The sequence below is a fragment of the Pseudomonadota bacterium genome, assembly GCA_027624955.1.
GTDB lineage: Bacteria > Pseudomonadota > Alphaproteobacteria > UBA828 > UBA828 > PTKB01.
This window is the reverse complement of record JAQBTG010000003.1, coordinates 1-20,919: the sequence shown is the minus strand read 5'-3', so window position 1 is coordinate 20,919 and position 20,919 is coordinate 1. Positions and strand designations below refer to the sequence as shown.

The following is a 20,919-nucleotide window of genomic DNA, read 5'->3' as shown; positions in this document are numbered from 1 at the left end:
GCGCTACTCTCCGTCGAACACGGCGGGAGATACTCTCGCCATGACGGACAGTGCGGGGCCAATTTATGCCGGAACATGTCCGGCTGCAGCTTCGTTGGTGTCATCAATTTCATCATTTGTCGTTTAAACCCAACTGAGTGTGTGACGAGCATTCCAACACTCTTGTTGAAGACCGTCATGTACATAGGCGGGTTCTGTTGCCACCTCCAACGGCGGAGGGATGAATAATCAAAACTTCGTTCGCCCGCCCATGCTACTCTGCGCGATGGGATGCGACAAATGTTTTAACGGACTTGGCACGTGGCCAATGTTCAAGACGCATAGTGAGCCGGTAAAGATGTTAGACATCGGAGCCTATAAACCAACAGGTGATTCGCCCCCGTGATACGCTTCTGGTGGGTATCTATTTGCGTGTTAACACTGTTCACAGCAGTTTTCCATCAAACCTCGCACGCCAAGCCGATCGTCAAGGATGCGCGAGTTGGACAGCACGAGAATGCCACGCGATTCGTGCTCGACCTCAGCGAATCTGTGCCGTTTCAAATATTTATTCTGAAAGACCCGCATCGGCTCGTCGTCGATTTGATGGGGGCGGGATGGGCGCTTGACGATAGTCAGCTTGCGTTCAATAGCGGCCTTGTCGGTTCCATACGATACGGGCAATTCAAATTCGAGACCGCGAGAATTGTCGTCGATTTGAGAGCGCCGGCAATGGTTAGTCAGGCATTTATTTTGCCGCCCGGAAAATCCGAAGACTATCGCCTTGTCATCGACCTCAGGCAGGTAGCCGAGGAATCATTCACGCCATCCACATCGGACTCGGCCGCAGCTTTCCAACCCACCACAGCGCCGCAAGAAGCGAACAATCGAAATGGCCAAGCGGAAGTTGCTAAAGCATCAGCCACATCACGAAGGTTTCTTTTGCCTGCGCCGCCGCGCCCGAGCCTCAAGCCATTCTCAAAACAGCCTTTCCTGATCGTCGTCGATGCCGGCCATGGCGGCGCCGACCCAGGCGCCGTGGTTACAAACGGAAAATATGAAAAAGATATCACTTTGGCGGCAGCACACGCCTTGGAAGTCATACTCATCGAACGCGGCTACAACGTGGTTCTCTCGCGCAGCGGTGATAAATATATATCTCTTTCTGATCGGGCCGAATTGGCGCAGGAACGAAATGCCGATCTATTTGTTTCCCTCCATGCCGACCGGCATAAAAATCCCGCCGTTCGCGGGGCCTCCGTTTACACCTTGTCGGAAAAGGCTTCGGACGCGGAAACCGAAGCCTTGGCGGCGCGTGAAAACGAAGTGGATTCCCTGTTTGATGTAAATAATTCGGAAGAATATGAAGAAGATGTTCGCAAAATTCTGATATCGCTCGTTCAGCGTACGACGATGACTTGTTCCGCCATGTTCGCCGGCGAACTCATTCCCGAACTGAAAAAATCAACCAAATTGCTTGGCCGCACTCACCGTTTCGCGGGGTTTCGCGTCCTCAAAGCACCGAATGTCCCTTCAGTGCTGGTAGAAATGGGCTATATGTCAAATCTCGAGGACCGCAAGATATTGTCGTCTGAGAAGGGTCGATACACGCTCATGCGAAGCGTTGCCCAGGCGATCGAGGACTATTTCTTACGCCATGAAGCATGCACGCAAGCGTCATAAACGCGCCACATTTTGACCTTAGAGACCTTAGATATATATCCACGTGTGTGTGGCGCTCATCTGTGGCGGAAACGGGTGTGGCAGAAGCGGATGAATCGAAAGGTTAGCGAGCGCTGATCATGAAATTTTTATATTATTCGCTAGCAGGGCTGTTGCTTGCTGCGGTCATCGTCGTCGCCGGCGTGGTTTATCTTTTTTATCACTATGGGCGGGATTTGCCTGACCATCGGCAATTGGCTGCCTACGAACCCGCCACGATGACGCGGGTGCATGCCGGAGACGGCAGGCTGGTCGCCGAATACGCCACCGAAAAGCGGGTGTTTGTCCCAATTGGCGCCATGCCTAACCGTGTGGTTGACGCTTTCCTGTCGGCGGAAGACAAGAATTTCTATGACCATTTCGGCCTCGATCCGATCAGTGTCGCCGGTGCGTTGATTCAGAATGTCGGCAATTTCGGCTCCGACAAGCGTCTGGTTGGCGCCTCGACTATCACCCAGCAGGTCGCTAAGAACTTTCTGCTGACCAATGAAACATCGATGGAACGAAAGTTTAAGGAAGCCATTCTCGCAATTCGCATCGAGGATGCGTTCAGCAAGGACCGCATCCTCGAGCTTTACCTCAACGAAATTTATCTCGGTTACCGCTCGTACGGAGTGGCTGCCGCCGCATTGAATTATTTCAACAAATCATTGGATGAATTAAACCTTGCTGAGGTCGCCTATCTTGCGGCCCTGCCCAAAGCACCGAATAATTACCACCCGACGAAAAAATACGACGCCGCCGTTGCCCGCCGTGATTGGGTGCTATCGCAAATGGTCGAAAACGACAAGATTAGCAAAGAGGAAGCCGGTGCTGCTGCGCTCAAACCCCTCGGGACCACGCGACGCGACAAGGAGGTGTTCGTGGAAGCCAGCTTTTTCACCGAGGAAGTCCGGCGCTGGCTGTTTGACAAATTCGGCGAGACTGAGCTTTACCGCGGCGGGCTTTCCGTCCGCACTACGTTGGATCCGATCCTGCAGCGACACGCCGACACGGCGTTGCGCGACGGCCTGATTGCCTATGACCTGCGCCACGGGTGGCGGGGGCCTCTGGCAAATATCGGCGCGGAACCTGAGAACTGGCAGGAACGATTTGGCGCCGTAGCGCTGAAATTGCCGCAGGTTCCTTGGCGCCTGGCGTTCGTGCACAAGGTCACGCCAAAGGCGGCACATTTCCTGCTTGGCGATGGCGAGACAGGCATATTACCTGTGGCTGATCTAGAATGGGCGCGGGAGACGCTGAAGGAACAGAAACTCGGACCGAAAGTAAAGAATACTGCTCAGGTGCTGGCCGCGGGCGATGTCATATATGTCGAACCGGTAGCCGTAAGCGAAAATGAGCTCACCAGTTTCGCCCTCCGGCAAATCCCAGAAGTGAGCGGCGCCGTGGTAGTTCTGGACCCACACACAGGGCGTGTCTTGGCACTTTCAGGTGGTTTCGATTTCGCTCTCAGCCAATTTAACCGGGCCACCCAGGCGAGTCGGCAGCCTGGCTCGGCGTTCAAACCGTTCGTCTACTTGGCAGCTCTCGACAACGGGTTTACGCCGGCAACGATGGTTCTTGATGCACCCTATGTGATTGACCAGGGGGAAGGGCTGGGGAAATGGAAACCGGAGAATTATTCGCAGAAATTTTACGGCCCTAGCACGCTTCGCCTCGGGCTGGAAAAATCACGCAATTTGATGACTGTGCGGATTGCGCAACAACTCGGCATGGAAATGGTGGCGGACTATGCCCGGCGCTTCAATGTACATCCCAACCTGCCACTTATGCCGTCGATGTCACTCGGCGCAGGTGAAACGACGGTCCTCAGATTGACATCGGCCTATGCCATGCTGGTCAATGGCGGGCGTCAAATTTCCCCGGCTTTTGTCGAGCGCATTCAGGACCGTCATGGCCGCACGATTTATACGCGTGACGGCCGAGCCTGCAAAATATGCAGCGGAATATCCTGGGACCACCAGCCGCCGCCGCAACTGCCCGATATGCGAGAGCAGGTAGTTGATCCTTTGAGTGCCTATCAAGTCGTCTCCATGTTGGAAGGCGTGGTGATGCGTGGCACCGGCCGTTCGGTCAATGAATTGGGCAAGCCGATCGGAGGTAAAACTGGAACCACCAACGATTTCAACGATGCCTGGTTCGTTGGCTTTACGCCTGACCTGGCGGTTGGCGTCTATGTCGGTTTTGATCAGCCGAAGACATTGGGGCGGAAAGAATCCGGCGGCAGGGTCGCGGCACCAATATTCCGCGAATTCATGCGCCAAGCCCTCGCCGATACCCCGGCGGTGCCATTCCGCGTCCCGCGTGGCATCCGCTTTGTACGCATTGACGGCGAAACTGGATTGGCGGCGAGAGAGGGCGACAAGAATATATTGGTGGAAGCTTTCCGGATCGGTACCGAGCCGAGCCCGCCGAGCAGGCAAGCCGGCAATGGGAACAAGGCCGATGGCACGCCGGTTTTGACCGAGGGCTCCGGCGGCTTATACTAGAGCTTCTTCTAACCGTCCGAACGTTCCGGCTTGCCAAACCCTAACCGCAACAAAAGAGACGCCCGATATGCGCGCCGATATTCTGTCCCTGGCCGAGAAGATCAAGCAGTCCATGGCGCTGCTGAGGAGGCATCTTTGACTTCGATCAGGCGGTCAAAAATCTAGAGGAACTGAATACCCGCTCCGAGGACCCGGCGTTGTGGAATGACCAACAAGCGGCGCAATCGATGATGCAAGAGCGCACCCGGCTCGATCAAGCGATCACCGGATTCCGCAGTCTGGAGCGCGAACTTGAAGACGCGCTGGGTCTTGCTGAGCTGGCGGAAGAGGAAAAAGACGAAGAAAGTTTCGCGGAAGCGGAAGGCGCGCTCCGGGAGCTTCAAAGTCGTGCAACCAAGCTGGAGTTGGAAAGTTTGCTCTCCGGCGAGGCCGATGCGAATGATTGTTTTTTGGAAGTTCATGCCGGCGCCGGAGGGACCGAATCGCAGGATTGGGCGGAAATGCTGCTCCGAATGTATATGCGTTGGGCCGGCGCCAACGGTCATAAAGTGGAATGGATCGAGGAAAGCGCTGGCGAGGAAGCCGGCATCAAATCGGCGACGATCCGAATATCCGGCGCGATGGCCTATGGCTGGTTGAAGACCGAAAGCGGGGTCCATCGCCTGGTGCGCATATCACCGTTTGATTCAAATGCCCGCCGACACACAAGTTTTGCGTCCATCTGGGTGTTCCCAGTCGTCGACGACGACATCGACATAGAAATCGACGAAAAAGACCTCCGCATCGATACCTACCGCGCCTCCGGCGCTGGCGGGCAGCATGTCAACCGCACCGACAGCGCGGTGCGCATCACGCATCTTCCGACCAATACCGTCGTGCAGTGCCAAGCCGAACGCTCTCAGCACCGTAATCGCGCAGCCGCGATGTCGATGTTGAAAGCCCGATTGTACGAGGCTGAGCTCCGACGCCGCGAAGAAGAGTCTCAGGCCTTGAATGCGCAAAAAAGCGACATTGGCTGGGGCCACCAAATCCGCTCCTACGTCCTACAGCCTTATCGCCTGGTAAAGGATATGCGCACCAATTTCGAAAGCACCAATCCAGACGCAGTACTAGATGGCGGCCTCGACGAATTTATGGCCGCGTCCCTGGCGCAACGCGTTGGCGTCCTCGGTGATGAACCGGTACTTAGCGCCGAAGCAGAAAGCCAATAGGCGCCTATCAGGCGGGTTGTCGGTAAAGCTCAGGCGCCATGCCGGCAGCTCGGCGTGCCGCTTCGTTGAATGGTGGTCTTGGAACACCGCGGTAGTGTGCCGCCACCAGTTTGCGCCAGGTTTCATGTTCTGAGAGGCCGCGTATGCGGCAGAGATAACCGAACCAGCGCTGGCCGGCCGCAACATGGGCGATTTCTTCGCGCAAGATAATCTCTAGAAGCGCCGCACTGGCATCGTCATCGACGCGGTGCAAGCGCGCGATCATGGCTGGCGTCACATCGAGTCCGCGCGCCTCCAAAACCATAGGAACCACGGCAAGACGGGCGAGGGGATCGTGCGACGTTTCCATCGCCGCTTCCCACAATCCGTCATGTGCGGGCAAATCACCATAGCTCGCACCAAGCTCGTTCAGGCGCGTCGAGAGCATGGAAAAATGGCGCGCTTCGTCAGCGGCGACGCCGACCCAGTCGTTAAAAAATTCCGTCGGCCAATCGAAAGCAGTAAAGCGCCCGATTAGGTCCCAGGCCAAATCGATCGCGTTCAATTCGATATGCGCGACCGCATGGAGAAGAGCGATACGCCCGCGGACGCCACCCACTCTGCGGCGCGGCATCAGGCGAGGTGCCATTAATTGCGGCAGTGCGGGCCGAGCCGGCCGGACCGGCATGGTGTTGGTGATCGTGGTGGTGGCCATTTGCGGCAGCGCTGACCTGCCGGCGTACCAATCCTCTGCGGCCGCATGGGTGCGCGCCACCTTGGACTGCGGATCGGGCTCGCAAAGGACCGCGCGCGCGGCGACGGCCAGATCAGAGGTCGGCAAGCGCACGCATGACTGCTTCGACATGTCCATCTACTTTGACATTCCGCCAGACCTTGCGAACACATCTTTTGTCGTCGATGAGGAAAGTCGCGCGTTCGATGCCCATATAGGTTCGACCGTAATTTTTCTTCTCCACCCAGGTACCGTATGCCTCACAGATTGCTCCGTCTTCATCCGACACCAGAGTGAAAGGCAGGCCGAATTTGCTTTTAAAGTCGTCGTGTTTCGCGACGCTATCTTTGGAGAGACCGACGATTTCAGCATTCTTGTCCAAGAAGTCTTGGTGCGTTTCCGCAAATCCGCAGGATTCCTTCGTGCATCCGGGCGTATCATCTTTGGGGTAAAAATAGAGCACCACATGCTTGCCCTTCAAAGACGACAGTTTCAATTTGCCGCCGCCATCCGTTGCAGCTTCGAAATCGGGCGCTTGCGATCCTTCAACGATATTTTTGCTCACAATCTCTCACTTTCGTTTTTGTTTTCGTCCAGGGTGCCGGCTTCAGCCGGCTGTTGCACATAGCGCGCATAATACGTACGCACGCTTTCTTCTGTTTTCATGAGCCGGTCTCTCACTTCATCGAAGGTCTCGACGCCAGCCGCTTTGGCAAGGGCTTGGCGCACGCCGGCAGGATATTGCGCTTCGTCGCGGCTAACGCCAACAGTCAAGCGGAGAAGGGCCTGCAGGCGCCGCATCAGTCGGGCAGCGTCAGCCAAGGCCGCCGCGTCTTCTTCCGCCATAATACCAGAATGTGCAAGTCGTTCGAAAACCCGATCGGTCTCCTGCGATAGAATCTCCGGGTGGCGGGACGCGTCACGAAGCTGGAGGTACTGGGCAATGAATTCGATATCGAGTAAACCGCCGCGCACATGTTTAAGTTTCCACGGATTTTCGGTGCGGCGTTCTTTGTCGATGCGTTCACGCATGCTCGCCACTTCGATGACCAGGCCGGGATCCTCGCGCGTCTTCGCCAGAACAGCGGCGACGACCCCTGTCACATGTTCACCAAGCGCCGGACTGCCGGTAATCACCCTGGCGCGTGTCAACGCCATATGCTCCCACGTCCAGGCAGATTTATTATGATATTCGGCAAACCCCGCGACTTCCGAGGCCAATGGTGAGGAGTTGCCGGACGGGCGCAGGCGGGCATCAACCTCATAAAGCTTGCCCTCCGGCGTGAGCGCGCTCACGGCCGTCACCAGACGTTGGCTCAGACGCCCGTAGTACTGGCTGAGCGGGAGGGGGCGTGGACCCACGGATTGACTCTGATCGGCCGAGCCACCGCGATAGACGAAGATCACGTCGAGATCGGACGAAAAAGTCATTTCCCGTCCACCGAGTTTGCCCAAACCGACAATGCTAAACTCACCGCCCGGCATCTCGCCATGGGCCCGTTGAAATTCAGATTCCACATATGGCAGCAGTCCGCGCAGGGTGGCATCGGCAACATCGCTGAGCGACGCGCCCGCTTGCTCGCCCGATATCATCGCGCGCAGCAGCTGCATGCCGATTTGGAATTCCCGGTCATGTGTCCAACGCCGTGCAGCGTCCAGCACATCCTGAAAGTCAGGTGACGCGGCCAGGCTTTCACTGAGATTCTCCGAAAGTTCGGATACCGTGCCGACGGGCTCGTAGAATTGGCCGGTCAGAACGCCGTCGAGGAGATTTGGGTGGCGGCTCAGATTCTCGGCCAGGCTGGGCGCATTTCCCATGATTTCGGCCAATGAATCCAACAAGCCGGGGCGCGCATAAAACATCGAAAACAGCTGTACGCCGGCCGGCAGATTGGTGAGAAATTCATCGAAATTCCGGAACGCCGCGTCCGAATTTACGGTCTGCGACAACGCACCGAGCAACCTCGGCATCAATTCGGTCAAGAGTTCGCGCGCGCGGGTGCTGCGGGTCGCCCGGATGCGGCCGTGATGCCAGCCGCGCACGGTCGCCGATACCGCCTTGCCGTCACTGAATCCGAGATCGCTCAGAGTTTGCAGCGTGTCGGGATCATCCTCCGTTCCGGTAAAGACCAAATTGCCTCCCGAGCCGCCGAGCTCGGGCGAATCCTCAAAAAGAGCGGCATAATGGTTCTCCACACGGGAAAGATGAAATTTTACATCACGCGCCATCTCGTCCGTCGTTCCATAGCCCATGAAACAGGCGATGGCAGCAAGGCCCTCCGCCTCAGCGGGCAACAAATGGGTTTGTTCGTCAGCAACCATTTGCAGACGGTGCTCAAGACGGCGCAGATAGGCGTAGGCGGCAATCAATTCATCTACGACGTCGGTGTCGGCGTGACCGGCCTCAGCCAAGGCGCGAAGCGCCTCGCAAGTCGCGCCGAGACGTAGTCCCGGCTCCTTGCCACCCCAGATCAATTGTTGGGTTTGAGCGTAAAATTCGATCTCGCGAATGCCGCCGCGGCCGACTTTGATATCGTGACCGGCCACGGCGATTTCATGATGCCCTTTGTGGGCATTGATTTGGCGCTTGATCGAATGGATATCCTCGATCGCGGCAAAATCGAGATATTTGCGCCAAACGAAAGGCACCAGGCGGCTGAGGAACTGCGCGCCAACTTCCTGGTCACCGGCCACGACGCGCGCCTTGATCATCGCCGCGCGCTCCCAATTCTGCCCCAGGCTCTCGTAATATTGTTCTGCCGCTGCGGTAGAAACCGCGAGCGGGGTGGCGCCGGGGTCCGGGCGTAACCGCAAATCGGTGCGAAACACATACCCGTCGGCGCTGCGCTCTCCCAATAGCGACACCATTTCCCGGACCATACGGTGCAAGCTCTGTTGCGGGCCCTCGCTGCCGCAATGATTCACTTTTTCGCCGTCAAACAGCACCAGCAGATCGATGTCGCTTGAATAGTTCAGTTCGCGGGCGCCGAGCTTTCCCATGCCGAGAACGACAACGCCCGAGTCGGATTCGGGATTTTCCGGATCCACCAGAAGCAGTTGCTCGGCCTTATGGGCTTGAAAGAGCAGGTAATTCAGAGCGATCGAAATCGACATTTCGGCGAATTGGGACAGGCTCCGGCAGACTTTCTCCAGCGGCCACGCACCCGCAATATCTGCCATGGCAATGGTCAGAGCGACGCCGCGCTTAGCCAGGCGAAGACCGGACATCACATCCGCTCGACCCTGACGCCACAATTGTCTGCCGGCCAGCGCCGTCAACATGTCTTCGAATGTCCGGTCGAATCCGAGTTGGGTCACATGTTGCAAAATCGCCGGATCATGACGCAGACCGAGCGACAGGAACGGGCTATTACCAAAGATTGCCCGTAGAAATTCTTGGCCTTCGTCCTGAGCGACAAGATCGGCCATGAAATCGGCCAATTCAGGGTCGCCGCCGGACCTTGTGTGCGCTTCGTGCCGCCACATATCTAGTTCACGCTGAGCACGCTCCGGCTCAGCGGGTTTCGGCAAAATGCCGTTATCTGTTAAGAAAGATAGACTCCGCATGTCTCAGACAGCACTTTGATTGATGTCGTGCGCGACCATAGTAGGCGCAACCTGCTCGACATAACGAGTTGGGTCAAGATTTCGACGACATGCCGACCATAGCCGCTTATGCATAAGACGTTAAAATACATTATTCATATCGCGGCGGCGGTGTTTGGCAGTTTGGCAATTATGTTCGCCGTCGTCTCGTGGCGGTTGTCGAACGGACCTGTATCGATCGCCTTTCTCTCGCCCTATATCGAAGAAGCGTTTGAGGCGGAAGATTTGAGTTATCGCTTCGAATTTGAAGATACGATTCTGACATGGGCCGGATGGAACAGGTCCCTTGATATCGTCGTCACAAATGCACACGCTATTGGGCCCGACGGCAACGTACTCGCCGCCGTGCCCGAGATTTCACTTGAGTTAAGCGCGCTGTCGCTACTCGAGGGCAGGGTCGCGCCGACCAGCATCGAATTGCTTCGGCCCGAGGTCCATCTTGTCAGAAACCTGCAGGGCGAGTTGGAATTTGCCTTTGGCTCGGAGTTCGAGAAACCCGACGCGGCCGTCAATGAGCTGGTAGCTGATTTCCTGGCAGCGCCGGGAACTGATCACCCGCTCGGCCAACTGAAACGGATCAGTATCTTGGGGGCGGCGCTTAGCGTCGATGACAAGCTGTTGGATTTGTCATGGAACGCGCCATTGGCCGACTTGATTTTCGACCTCAATGAAGCCAGCATAAACGGCGAACTGTTGGCCGATATTGAAGTCGCCGACGTCGTTCTCAAAGTCGTGGCCTCGACCGCCCTCGACCGGGCCAGCGGCAACCTCCAAACGAAACTCCAGTTCGGCGAAACAGTGCCTGCGCAACTCGCGGGAATTTCACCAATATTGGCCGAGCTAGGCGCATTGCGCCTGCCGGTTTCCGGCAATTTAGAATTCACCCTGACTCGCGATGGTAATTTGGTGGATCGAGTCAAATTCGATCTCAAAGGCGGGGAGGGGTCACTCCATCTGCCGGGTGTATTTCCGGTGCCGCCTCACATTGCGTCACTCAGCGTCCGCGGCGATGCCGATGCCGCCTATGGTTCGATTAATCTGGAAGACTTTACCATCGCCACAGATGGTCCCGTTATCAGCTTTCGCGGGCAAATTTCCGGCATGCCCGAGCAAACGGGAATTGTCGGCGATTTCGAATTTACCGAGATGCCGTTTACCGAACTCGGGAATTACTGGCCGGAATTCCTTATGGCCAACGCTAGGCCGTGGATTCTAGCTAACGTCCTTGACGGCGTGATTTCGAGACTCAGCGTGGCCCTGGATATAAAGCCGGGCGAGATTGACCTGCTGGAGACCGGCGAGCGCCCAGGTTCCTTTGACGTTACCTATGAAATTCGCGATGCCACGGTAAATTATTTTCCCGGACAACCCTATGTCTACGGCGTGGACGGTAAGGGCCATATCGATGGCAGCAGCATGACGCTAAGCATGCGCGACGGCACCATCGAGGACATATACGCGCCGAGCGGCATTGCGTTGATTTCCGACATCATGCTGGATTCGGCGACTCTCACAATTATTGGAAATTTGGAAGGTCCGGCGGAAAATGCCATCCGTCTATTGGACCGCCCCGGCCTCGAATTTCCGAGCGCGATTGGCCTGAAGGCGGATCAATTTACTGGCCATGTCAGCGCCGAAATGGGTGTTCAACTACCGTTCCGCAGCGACGTCAGGCTCGACGAAGCGCAATTCGCGGCGGTCGCGCGTCTCACCGATATCACAGTGCACGACCTGTTTGGCGATCGGGACGTCAGCCAGGGCAATCTTCGACTCACGCTGGATGAAAACAATATGGAGATCGGCGGCGATATTCTGGTTGAGGGCATGCCATCGACGATCAAATGGCTGGAGAATTTTTCCGCGCAAATGCCTTTCCGCAGCCGCTACGATGTCACGGCAGTCCTGGATATCGCGGCCCAAGAGGAATTTGGCATCAAATTGGCACCCTTCGCCAAGGGGCCTTTCGATATGAAATTTTCCTATACGATCTCCAATGATGGCGATCAGCATGTGACCGCAGCGCTCGATGCGCGCCAGGTGCGAATGGAAATTCCGGAGCTGTTTTGGCAAAAGGAGATCGGTGACGAAGCTTCGATCCTGATCCTGGCGGAGCTTCACGACAATGAAGATGTCGACGTCACAAATTTCGAATTTACGTCGAAGGATCTACGCATCAAGGGGCGCGCCAGTATCGAACCCGAAAGAGGTCGGTTGATCGAGGCCGAACTCAGCAATGTCCTTCTCGGCGACAATGACGTAACCGTCAAATACCGACGCGATGACGACAACAATATTATTCTCGACGTTGGCGGCAAGAGCCTCGACATTCGGCCATATATTGATCAACTGCTGGATTCGGAGCAGGGCAATTTGCCGCCCTTCATTCTCGAAACCAATGTAGAGCGGTTGATCACGCGTGCCGATCAGCAAATCACTGGCGTCCGGGCGCGTGTCACTAACACAGCCGAGCGGCTGGAATCAGCGTTTCTGAGCGGCACGCTGGTGACCGGCTCCGAACTTCGTTTGGTGCTGGAGCCTGACGGTGCCAAACGCCGCCTCTCCGTGCGTTCTGAGGATGCCGGTTCGGTCGCGCGCGCCTTCAGCGTTTATGACAACGCTGTAGGCGGTCGCCTGGTAATGGACGCCACCTTGCATGATGATGAGCCCGGCGCGCCGGTGAGTGGCCAAGTGCTGATCGAGAATTACCGCGTCATCAACGCGCCGACCTTGGCGCAAATTTTATCCATTGCTTCCTTTACCGGGATATTCGACACCCTACAGGGCGATGGCATTTCCTTTTCTTCATTTCGCCTGCCCTTTGCGCTGAAAGACGGCATCGTCACGATCGAAGACGCGCAAACTGCGGGCAGCTCGATCGGCGTCAACGCGGCGGGTAGGGTCAATCTCGACACCGACGAGGTCAACATTCGGGGGACCATTGTGCCGGCCTATTCAGTGAACAGCCTGTTGGGAAACATTCCGCTGATCGGCGATCTTCTGGTGGGCGGACCGGGCGAAGGAATTTTTGCCGCAACCTACTCAGTGACTGGCACCACCACCGAACCGACAATTAGCGTCAATCCCCTGTCGGTGCTGGCACCGGGATTTTTGCGCAATCTCTTTTCGATTTTCGATGGCACTGGTGGGGACACCGGCAACGGCTTACCAGACGCGCCACAAAGCCCCGACATTGATCGCTAACAATATATCAAAGAACCTCTACCTGATCGGCCTCATCGGGCTGCAGGGCGAGGTCAATCACTTGTGAAAAAACTTCTGGTTCTTGGGCGCCCGAGACTGCGTATTTTCCGTCAAATATAAAGCAGGGTACACCGGAAATTCCCAAGCGATGGGCTTCCAACGATTCGGCTCGAGCTTGCTCAACACCCTCCTCGCCGGAGAGATAGGCCCGGGCTTCAGTTTCGTCCAGGCCGGCCGCCGCCGCGACTTTGACAAGAACTTCGATATCGCCGATGTCTTGGCCCGCCATAAAATAACTGCGGAATAATCCCTCGACCACGCTGTCCTGTTGACCGGACGGCAGTGACCAGCTGATCAGTCGGTGCGATCCAATGGTGTTTGGCACACGGCTGATCGAATCAAACGCGAAGGGGATATTTTCCCCGTCTCCGGCAGACCGGATGGTCGCGTAAATTTCCTCGGCGCGCTCGTCGGTGCCAAATTTGGCGCGCATATAAGCCCCGCGGTCGAGGCCATCAGCCGGCATATCCGGATTGAGTTGAAATGGCCGCCATTCGATATCGGGCTTGACGTCGGTGCGCTCGGCAAAGGCCCGTTCGAAACGACGCTTACCCACATAACACCAGGGGCAGATTGTGTCCGACACGATCATGACTTTCATGACCAAGAGTATAGCCCGGCAATTTAGTTCGGGCCAATTACATCGGCAGCGCGGCGTGCGAGGTTAGGCAGCGTGTTTCGCCAGTGCCGCCGACGTGGCCCTGTCGAGCAAATCATCTACTGTATCACCGGGCCTGAACTCGACGCTGCCGAATGTTGGACGCACAATCAATGGTTTGGAGACCCCGACCAGTGAAAATTCAGTCGTGCGTAAGACGGCGGTTAAGCGTTGCATGGTCGGGCTGGTCGCTTCCAACGGGCTTTCCGGCAGCGCGATACAAAATGTGGTGTTATCGAGCCGCGCACAGAGATCTTCGCCGCGCACCAACTGCGAAATCTTAGCGCCTAATTGTTTGGTCAGATGGGTAGCCGCGGCGTCACCATATTCGTTCCAGATTTGATCAATTTCAGGCACCGCCATGATGTTGAGGGATAAATTCTTGTCCCAGCGAAAGGCGTCGTCCACAAGGGTTTGGAGGTGTTGACGGAAAAACTCGACACTGAAAAGGCCGGTGGCGCTATCGCTGACTGCTTGGCGCCAAGCCGCGCGGTAGGCATTCAACATATAGCCGCGCAGTCGATGTGCCGTCACACCCATCGACACGCGCGCGCGTATTTCGTCGCCAACCAAAGGCAAAGAGTAAGCGGGCGTGGCGCCATGACGATAAACTACTGAAATTTGATCCGGGTCGCCCGAGCAGATGGCCAGAATTGGCATGTGGAATAGCGCTGGATTGCAACGGATCTCTTCACAGATAGCGACGGCAGCAGGAAAATTGTTATTTGCCGCGATGACCACTAGTTCGACGTCGGAATCGCTCAATTGATCGACAATGCCGCTCCCGAAAATTTGGGTTTGCAGCAAAGCAAAACCCTTCAGAGCATCCTCGGTCGCATCGCCGTCGCCGTTTTCACCACGTACGAGTAAAACACGCGGATGCCCCTCGGTAGTTTCGGCTCGCCATTTTTCACCACTCTCAAGACCGAGGCGGTTCAGGGTCTCGCTTCGTCTATTGAGCTCGGCCCGCATCGTACCAAGTCGCAAGCCGGCGCGCATATGCGCCTGAATGTGCTCATCTTCGAAGGGCCACTGAATGACACCGTCGAAGCGCGTGACCCAGCTTTCAGACCAAGGCGGGGATTCATTCTCACCGCAAGTCAAAAAAACTGGGATATCCCGCGTGGCGACGTCGTTCTTGATATCCGAGATGATGCTGGCGCAGTCACGGTCGCTAAACTCATGGCCCACGAAAATGACTTCCGGCCGTTCCGCTTGAGCCCGGCTTACCGCCTTGTCCACCGCCGTTTCGAGCAAGTTGATATAGCCAAGCCGGCGCAGGCAACCGCTGACGTGATTCAGTGCCTGCAGATTACCGTTCGCCACCAATACACGAGCTGAATGCGCCATTGAGCAACCCTAATAATCTCTGTGATGTGAAAATCAGGATATTAGCAATTTCTTAACAAGGCTTTAACCTTGCCGCCGAACGGGCGCGCCGCGACAATAGGCGAAACGGCACGTGCAACAGAGGTAAAATTCTCGCTCAAAAGCAACCAACGATCAAAGGAGAAAAGTCATGAACAAATACATCATCGAACGTGATATTCCTGACGTAGGCAGTCTCGAACGCGAGCAACTGCGCGGCGCCGCGCAGAAATCCAATGAAGTTCTGGAGCAGCTTGGACCCAACATTCAGTGGGTCGAATCCCATGTTGCAGATGATAAGACGTTCTGCATTTATTACGCCATCAACGAGGATATTATTCATCGCCACGCCGAGCTAAGCGGTTTTCCGGCAACCAAAGTTACCCATATCGGAAAAATGATCGATCCGACGACAGCCGCGCCACAGTAATAATCGAGGAGCGCGCAATACTGTCAGTGCCTGGGTCCCAAATCACTGGCGGCGAATGCTTGACCTTTGGCCGCCAGCGAGACAAAAACCACGGCACAGCAGTTGTACGTGGGCAATTTGATTGGGAGGTCGCCGCTTGGACCGAAAGAGCCGCTACGACATAGATCTCGACCGCAACCCGGCGAACTATGCGGCGCTGACACCCTTGGACTTTCTATCCCGTGCGGCGAGCGTGCATCCTGGACGCACCGCCATTGTCCATGGCGCGCGGCGGCAAACTTACGCCGAGACATATGCGCGCTGCCGCCGCCTAGCCGGTGCACTCGCCGCGCACGGCATCAAGAGGGGAGATACCGTCTCCGTATTGGCGCCCAACATTCCTGAAACTCTGGAAGCACATTTCGCCGTGCCGATGTCCGGCGCAGTCCTAAACGCGCTCAATATCCGCCTCGATGCGGCCCTGATCGGACGCTTGTTGGAGCATGCCGAGAGCAAACTTGTATTCGTCGACCGTGAATTCGCGCCGCTTTTGTATGAGGCAATGGACCATTCGGGCGTGCGGCCCTATGTGGTCACGGTCGACGATCCCGAGGCAGAAGCAGGAGATGTCAGCCTGGGCGATGAATCTTTTGAGCACTTCATCGCCGGCGGCGCGGCAGATCATGACTGGCAACGGCCCGAAGATGAGTGGGACGCGATCACGCTGAGCTATACCTCGGGCACGACCGGCAATCCCAAAGGCGTGGTCTATCATCACCGGGGCGCCTATCTGAACTCCCTTTCGAACGCCTTTGCCGTGGCGCTGACATCCAAGAGCGTTTATCTGTGGACTTTACCAATGTTCCATTGCAATGGCTGGACCTACACCTGGGCGGTGACGGCAATGGCCGGCACACATATTTGTTTGCGGCGGATCGAATCGGCGCGGATCTTCCAGCTGATCGCCGACGAAGGTGTCACCCACATGGCCGGCGCGCCAGTGGTCCTCAATATGATCGCAAATGCGCCAATGGCGGAGCGGCAAAGTTTTGCCCAACAGGTCGAAGTAACTGTCGGCGGCGCGCCGCCGCCAAGTGCCGTGATCGCTGCGATGGAGGGAATGGGTTTCCGCGTGACACATCTCTACGGCTTGACGGAATGCTACGGCCCGTCGTTGATTTCGGAGTGGCAGGACGATTGGCCGGCTCTTACCGTGGAAGCGCGCGCCGAAAAAATGGCGCGCCAGGGCGTTCCGACATTGGCCGTCTCGGAAGCAATCGTTGCGGACCCGGAGAGCGGCCTACCGCTCGCGGCTGACGGACAATCGATGGGCGAGATTCTGCTGCGCGGCAATACGCTCATGAAGGGCTATCTCGCCAACCCCGAGGAAACTAAAAGGGCCTTCGCCAGCGGTTGGTTTCACACTGGCGATCTCGGCGTCATGCATGAAGACGGCTATATCGAATTGCGCGATCGCTCCAAGGACGTCATCATTTCAGGCGGCGAGAATATTTCCAGCGTTGAGGTCGAAAATGTTCTTTACCGCCATCCGAATGTGCAGGAGGCGGCGGTGGTCGCCAAGGCGGACGATAAATGGGGCGAAACTCCGCTCGCTTTTGTTTACCTCAAGGTGGACGCCGGTGATATCAGTGCCGAAAGTATCATTGCCTTTTGCCGCGACCATCTAGCGCATTTCAAAGTACCGAGCGCGGTGATATTCGGACCGTTGCCGAAAACAGCGACTGGCAAGATACAGAAATTCGTCCTGCGCGAGCGGGCGAACTCCTCCTGAATTCGAATTTAACCCGATCAAAACTACCCTCATCAAAATCATAAGGTGCAGTAAACATGGATTTTACTCTTTCAGCGGAAACCGAAGAGCTTCGCCAGCGCGTCCGCGAATTTGTCAGGGAAAATTGCATCCCGCTTGAAGGTCCACGGGAATCGTTCGATGAGCATGAGAATATCCCGTTGGAGAAATTAGCGGTCCTGCGTGGCAAAGCAAAAGCGGCCGGCCTGTGGGCACCGCAAATGCCGAAAGAACTCGGCGGCATGGGATTGTCCATGACCGAGCAAGCGGTGATTTATGAAGAGGCCAATTTTTCGATCTTTGGCCCGGCAGCGCTGAACTGTGCCGCACCCGATGACGGCAATATGCGCCTTCTATGGATGGTCGGCACCGACGCGCAGAAAGAAAAATGGCTACAGCCGATTATTGACGGCAAGGTGCGCTCCGCCTTCGTCATGACGGAACCGCATCCCGGCAGTGGTTCAGACCCGGCCGGTATGATGAACACCCGGGCCGAGAAAAAGGGCGATAAATGGGTGATTAATGGCCATAAATGGTTCATCACCGGCGCCGGGGCCTCAACCCATTTCATTATCATTGCACGCACCTCGGACGATCCGCGCAACGGCTTGAGCGCATTTTTGTTTCACAAGGATCAACCGGGTTGGGAGCTGGTGCGCAAGGTGCCGATCATGGGGCCGGAAGAGCATGGCGGACATTGCGAACTGCGCTTCGATGGATTGGAAATTTCCGAGGAGAACGTGCTGATGAAAATCGGTGACGGCTTGCGCGCGACACAAATCCGCCTCGGCCCGGCCCGCTTGACTCATTGCATGAGATGGCTCGGCATGTCGGAGCGCGCCATGTCGATCGCCGCCGAGTATGTAAAAGAACGCGAATCTTTCGGCTCTAAACTTGCCGATCATGAAGGCGTGCAATGGATGTTGGGCGAAGCCGCCATGAACATCCATACCGGCCGGCTGCTCACAATGTATGCCGCCTGGAAACTCGATCAGGGCGATCGCGCGCGCAAGGAAGTTTCAATGGCCAAGGTTGCGGTTGCGGACACGCTCAACAAGACCATCGACACCTGCATTCAGCTATGCGGCGCGCGCGGCTACTCGAAAGACACGTTGCTTGAATGGATGTACCGCTACGCCCGCCAAGCACAGCTTGTCGACGGCGCATCCGAGGTCCACAAAATGATCATGTCGCGTTTCTTCATTAATGAGGGACGCGATTTTTGGTCCTGGGATGTTTAACCGACGACCCGGCATAGTTTGTCCAGCGCTCTCGGAATTGATGAGAGCCGAGCAATAGGGAGCACTGCGCCATGTCGCAGACCGGCCAACCGCCTGGCAGCGAACCCGCTCTGCGTATTTTCGCTATGCCAAAGGATGCCAACGCCAATGGCGACGTTTTCGGCGGCTGGGTGATGTCGCAAATGGATTTGGCCGGCGCCGTTCCCGCTGTCGATCGTGCCGCTGGGCGCATTGCAACCGTTGCCGTCAACGCCATGCGCTTCCATCAGCCTATTGCGGTTGGCGATCTCGTCACCTGTTACGCGACGATCGAAAGTACTGGGACGACCTCCATTTCGGTCAAAGTCGAGACCTGGGCCAAGCGGCGTCGTACAACAGATCACGTCAAGGTCACCGAGGGGACTTTCGTCTATGTAGCCATCGACGACAGCGGTGCCAAACGTGCCCTCCCACCTGGTGATTGACAGGCCTCGAACCTGCCGGGCTGACATCTAGTGCGCGCGCCACAGCACAGCGAGGCGCAGAAATGGCTTTCGATTGGCCTGTTGTCACTGAGCGAGGTAATGGCTCTTGCCCTGTGGTTCTCGGCCACGGCGATTCTGCCATCTCTCAAAGCTGAGTTCTCCTTTTCCGACGGGCATGCGGCGTTGCTTACCAGTAGCGTGGCGGTGGGTTTCATCTGCGGCACACTGATCAGCGCTGTACTCGGACTCTCTGACCGCGTGGCGCCGCGCCGGCTGTTTATGTATTCCGCGTTAACGGCGGCGGCGGCCAACGCGGCCATTCTGCTGCTCGACCCGACGTCATTTGGCGTCGTCGCGTTGCGCTTTATTACCGGCGCCTGCATGGCTGGAATTTATCCGGTGGGGATGAAGATGGCCGCGACTTGGGCTAGGAAGGATACCGGCCTTCTCGTCGGCCTGCTAGTCGGCGCCTTGACCATCGGCTCGGCATTTCCCCATCTCTTCAACGCCGCCGGTGGCGTGGATTGGCGGTTCACCCTGGGGGCAACATCGGTGCTGGCGCTCGGCGCCGCGCTGATTGTCAATTTTGTCACCCTCGGCCCGGCGCTCGCCATGCGCTCGCGCTTCGAGCCGGCGGCGATATTGAGGGCGTGGAGCAACAAACCGCTGCGACTCGCCAATCTCGGCTATTTTGGCCATATGTGGGAGCTCTACGCCATGTGGGCGTGGATCGGCCTGTTTATCCATGCCAGCTTTCTGACACGGGCGGAGATGTCGGCCGGCGATGCCAAATTCTACGCCAATTTGGCGAGCTTTGCGGTGATCGGTGTCGGGGCGCTGGGATGCCTAATGGGCGGCCTGTTCGCTGACCGCGTCGGACGCACGACCTTGACTATGGCGGCGATGGCGATAAGCGGTGCTTGCGCCCTTTTGGCCGGCGCCGTGTTCGGCGCCGAGCCGTGGTTGCTGATGTTGCTATGCCTGATCTGGGGCATCTCAGTCGTCGCCGATTCAGCCCAGTTCTCGTCCTCGGTTATAGAGCTTTCAGAGCAGAGCTACATCGGCACGATGCTGACTATGCAAACCAGCATCGGATTCATGATAACGCTCGCCACGATCCATCTTGTTCCCTATCTGGTGGAGACGATAGGTTGGCAATATGCTTTCGCGCCGCTTGCCATAGGACCCTTCCTGGGTGTTCTGGCGATGGCCCGTCTCCGGGCACATCCGGACTCGGCGAAACTCGCAAACGGACGCCGCTAAGCTAGGAGACGATATCGAAAGCCACCGGTACGTTCGCCATTCAGCCGCCACACCACTTCGGCTCAGCGCAATTCTTCTGTGAAGAACATCATCAGCTTTGAAAACAGCGAGTGACTGGGGTTGGAAACGGCCCGCCCAAGCGCATGAGTGTTCCGGGCGGAGCTCATCAATTTTTCTCGCTCATGGCCGTTCGAGGGCAAACTGCCTAGATCGACATTTGGATTTTCATAAACAAGGATGCTCTTGAATTGGCCGTCGTCCTGGAGAGCGTAGTACGCGACCTTAGCGATCCTGCCGTCGGAGCCGCAGCGCTCCGTCGCATCCAATTCCGCATCCTGGCGGCCATGGATATCATTCGATGTAAAGAGCTTGCCCTTCTTCAAGGGCTGCCCCGGCTTGCAGACGTAAATCTCGGTAATAGAAGACATCTACCCGCCCTCTCAAGTTTTAAAATTAGCTCCGATCACTATATGATTGAAAATAATTAAAAAATTCTATCCTCGGGCAGAGAGTCTTCAGGGGCGGAGCTTAGCGTGCTCCCCTGATTCGTACAGATTAAGTAAAACCTTCATGATCTATATTTTGTTTGTGCAATGCATTGGATGGCATTGTCAGAGTAAATCGGCTTGAGCCTCTTGGGGAAGTTCCTTAGCCTCAGGGAATGCAAAACCCCTTTCGTTATTTCAACAGTTCGCCCGAGGTGATCCGCCTCGCGGTGATGATGTA

Annotated in this window: 15 protein-coding genes; 9 read left to right on the top strand and 6 right to left on the bottom strand. The window is 56.6% G+C overall.

Annotated features, from left to right (window positions below; translation table 11 throughout):
* The first annotated feature begins 411 nt into the window (after positions 1-411).
* From O3A94_01730 to prfB, 3 genes are all read left to right on the top strand, one after another.
* The gene (locus O3A94_01730; GenBank protein ID MDA1354970.1) at positions 412-1,662 is read left to right on the top strand and encodes an N-acetylmuramoyl-L-alanine amidase; all 1,251 of its coding nucleotides are present in this window, start codon (positions 412-414) and stop codon (positions 1,660-1,662) included.
* 119 nt (positions 1,663-1,781) lie between these two features.
* Positions 1,782-4,190 (top strand): penicillin-binding protein 1A, encoded by a 2,409-nt coding sequence (locus O3A94_01725; GenBank protein ID MDA1354969.1) that lies wholly within the window; start codon positions 1,782-1,784, stop codon positions 4,188-4,190.
* Positions 4,191-4,257: 67 nt separating this feature from the next.
* Positions 4,258-5,401, top strand: a protein-coding gene (gene prfB, locus O3A94_01720) for a peptide chain release factor 2 (protein MDA1354968.1) whose coding sequence is annotated in 2 segments (ribosomal slippage) — positions 4,258-4,326 and positions 4,328-5,401 — 1,143 coding nt in all. Because the reading frame shifts where the segments join, the coding sequence is not laid out codon by codon here.
* A gap of 7 nt (positions 5,402-5,408) precedes the next feature.
* Here prfB and O3A94_01715 read toward each other — a convergent pair.
* From O3A94_01715 to O3A94_01705, 3 genes are read right to left on the bottom strand one after another with little or no spacing between them, the layout of a single operon-like run.
* On the bottom strand, positions 5,409-6,245 hold the full coding sequence (locus O3A94_01715) for a ferritin-like domain-containing protein (GenBank protein ID MDA1354967.1): 837 nt from the start codon (positions 6,243-6,245) through the stop codon (positions 5,409-5,411).
* Complete coding sequence (locus O3A94_01710; GenBank protein ID MDA1354966.1) at positions 6,208-6,678, bottom strand: peroxiredoxin; 471 nt, start codon at positions 6,676-6,678, stop codon at positions 6,208-6,210. The genes O3A94_01715 and O3A94_01710 overlap by 38 nt, the downstream gene beginning before the upstream one ends.
* Positions 6,675-9,644 (bottom strand): bifunctional [glutamine synthetase] adenylyltransferase/[glutamine synthetase]-adenylyl-L-tyrosine phosphorylase, encoded by a 2,970-nt coding sequence (locus tag O3A94_01705; GenBank protein MDA1354965.1) that lies wholly within the window; start codon positions 9,642-9,644, stop codon positions 6,675-6,677. Before O3A94_01705 ends, O3A94_01710 begins: the two co-directional genes overlap by 4 nt.
* A gap of 144 nt (positions 9,645-9,788) precedes the next feature.
* Between O3A94_01705 and O3A94_01700 the strand changes: the two genes are divergently transcribed.
* The gene (locus tag O3A94_01700) at positions 9,789-12,920 is read left to right on the top strand and encodes an AsmA-like C-terminal domain-containing protein (GenBank protein ID MDA1354964.1); all 3,132 of its coding nucleotides are present in this window, start codon (positions 9,789-9,791) and stop codon (positions 12,918-12,920) included.
* A gap of 7 nt (positions 12,921-12,927) precedes the next feature.
* On the opposite strand, the gene O3A94_01695 is transcribed toward O3A94_01700, so the two are convergent.
* Positions 12,928-13,581: a DsbA family oxidoreductase gene (locus O3A94_01695; protein ID MDA1354963.1), complete on the bottom strand. Its 654-nt coding sequence runs from the start codon at positions 13,579-13,581 to the stop codon at positions 12,928-12,930.
* Between the two features lie 63 nt (positions 13,582-13,644).
* Positions 13,645-14,988: a diguanylate cyclase gene (locus tag O3A94_01690; protein ID MDA1354962.1), complete on the bottom strand. Its 1,344-nt coding sequence runs from the start codon at positions 14,986-14,988 to the stop codon at positions 13,645-13,647.
* 169 nt (positions 14,989-15,157) lie between these two features.
* Here O3A94_01690 and O3A94_01685 point away from each other — a divergent pair, with 169 nt between their 5' ends.
* The 5 genes from O3A94_01685 (at position 15,158) to O3A94_01665 (ending at position 20,193) form a co-directional block, all read left to right on the top strand.
* Positions 15,158-15,436, top strand: coding sequence for a DUF4242 domain-containing protein (locus O3A94_01685; GenBank protein MDA1354961.1), 279 nt, complete (start codon positions 15,158-15,160; stop codon positions 15,434-15,436).
* 136 nt (positions 15,437-15,572) lie between these two features.
* A complete protein-coding gene (locus O3A94_01680) occupies positions 15,573-17,207 on the top strand; it encodes a long-chain-fatty-acid--CoA ligase (GenBank protein ID MDA1354960.1) in 1,635 nt (544 codons plus the stop codon).
* A gap of 56 nt (positions 17,208-17,263) precedes the next feature.
* Positions 17,264-18,466: an acyl-CoA dehydrogenase family protein gene (locus O3A94_01675; protein ID MDA1354959.1), complete on the top strand. Its 1,203-nt coding sequence runs from the start codon at positions 17,264-17,266 to the stop codon at positions 18,464-18,466.
* A gap of 71 nt (positions 18,467-18,537) precedes the next feature.
* Positions 18,538-18,930 (top strand): acyl-CoA thioesterase, encoded by a 393-nt coding sequence (locus O3A94_01670; protein MDA1354958.1) that lies wholly within the window; start codon positions 18,538-18,540, stop codon positions 18,928-18,930.
* Positions 18,931-18,960: 30 nt separating this feature from the next.
* Positions 18,961-20,193, top strand: coding sequence for an MFS transporter (locus tag O3A94_01665; protein ID MDA1354957.1), 1,233 nt, complete (start codon positions 18,961-18,963; stop codon positions 20,191-20,193).
* A 62-nt stretch (positions 20,194-20,255) separates the two neighbouring features.
* Here O3A94_01665 and O3A94_01660 read toward each other — a convergent pair whose 3' ends face one another.
* Positions 20,256-20,621, bottom strand: a complete 366-nt coding sequence (locus tag O3A94_01660) for a hypothetical protein (GenBank protein ID MDA1354956.1) — start codon at positions 20,619-20,621, stop codon at positions 20,256-20,258.
* Between the last annotated feature and the right edge of the window lie 298 nt (positions 20,622-20,919).

What these genes read in the sequence shown, in the direction of transcription:
- O3A94_01690 (MDA1354962.1), bottom strand. Translation starts at nt 14,988, where the DNA reads ATGGCGCATTCAGCTCGTGTATTGGTGGCGAACGGTAATCTGCAGGCA.
- O3A94_01700 (MDA1354964.1), top strand. Translation starts at nt 9,789, where the DNA reads ATGCATAAGACGTTAAAATACATTATTCATATCGCGGCGGCGGTGTTT.
- O3A94_01725 (MDA1354969.1), top strand. Translation starts at nt 1,782, where the DNA reads ATGAAATTTTTATATTATTCGCTAGCAGGGCTGTTGCTTGCTGCGGTC.
- O3A94_01660 (MDA1354956.1), bottom strand. Translation starts at nt 20,621, where the DNA reads ATGTCTTCTATTACCGAGATTTACGTCTGCAAGCCGGGGCAGCCCTTG.
- O3A94_01670 (MDA1354958.1), top strand. Translation starts at nt 18,538, where the DNA reads ATGTCGCAGACCGGCCAACCGCCTGGCAGCGAACCCGCTCTGCGTATT.
- O3A94_01715 (MDA1354967.1), bottom strand. Translation starts at nt 6,245, where the DNA reads ATGTCGAAGCAGTCATGCGTGCGCTTGCCGACCTCTGATCTGGCCGTC.
- O3A94_01685 (MDA1354961.1), top strand. Translation starts at nt 15,158, where the DNA reads ATGAACAAATACATCATCGAACGTGATATTCCTGACGTAGGCAGTCTC.
- O3A94_01675 (MDA1354959.1), top strand. Translation starts at nt 17,264, where the DNA reads ATGGATTTTACTCTTTCAGCGGAAACCGAAGAGCTTCGCCAGCGCGTC.
- O3A94_01695 (MDA1354963.1), bottom strand. Translation starts at nt 13,581, where the DNA reads ATGAAAGTCATGATCGTGTCGGACACAATCTGCCCCTGGTGTTATGTG.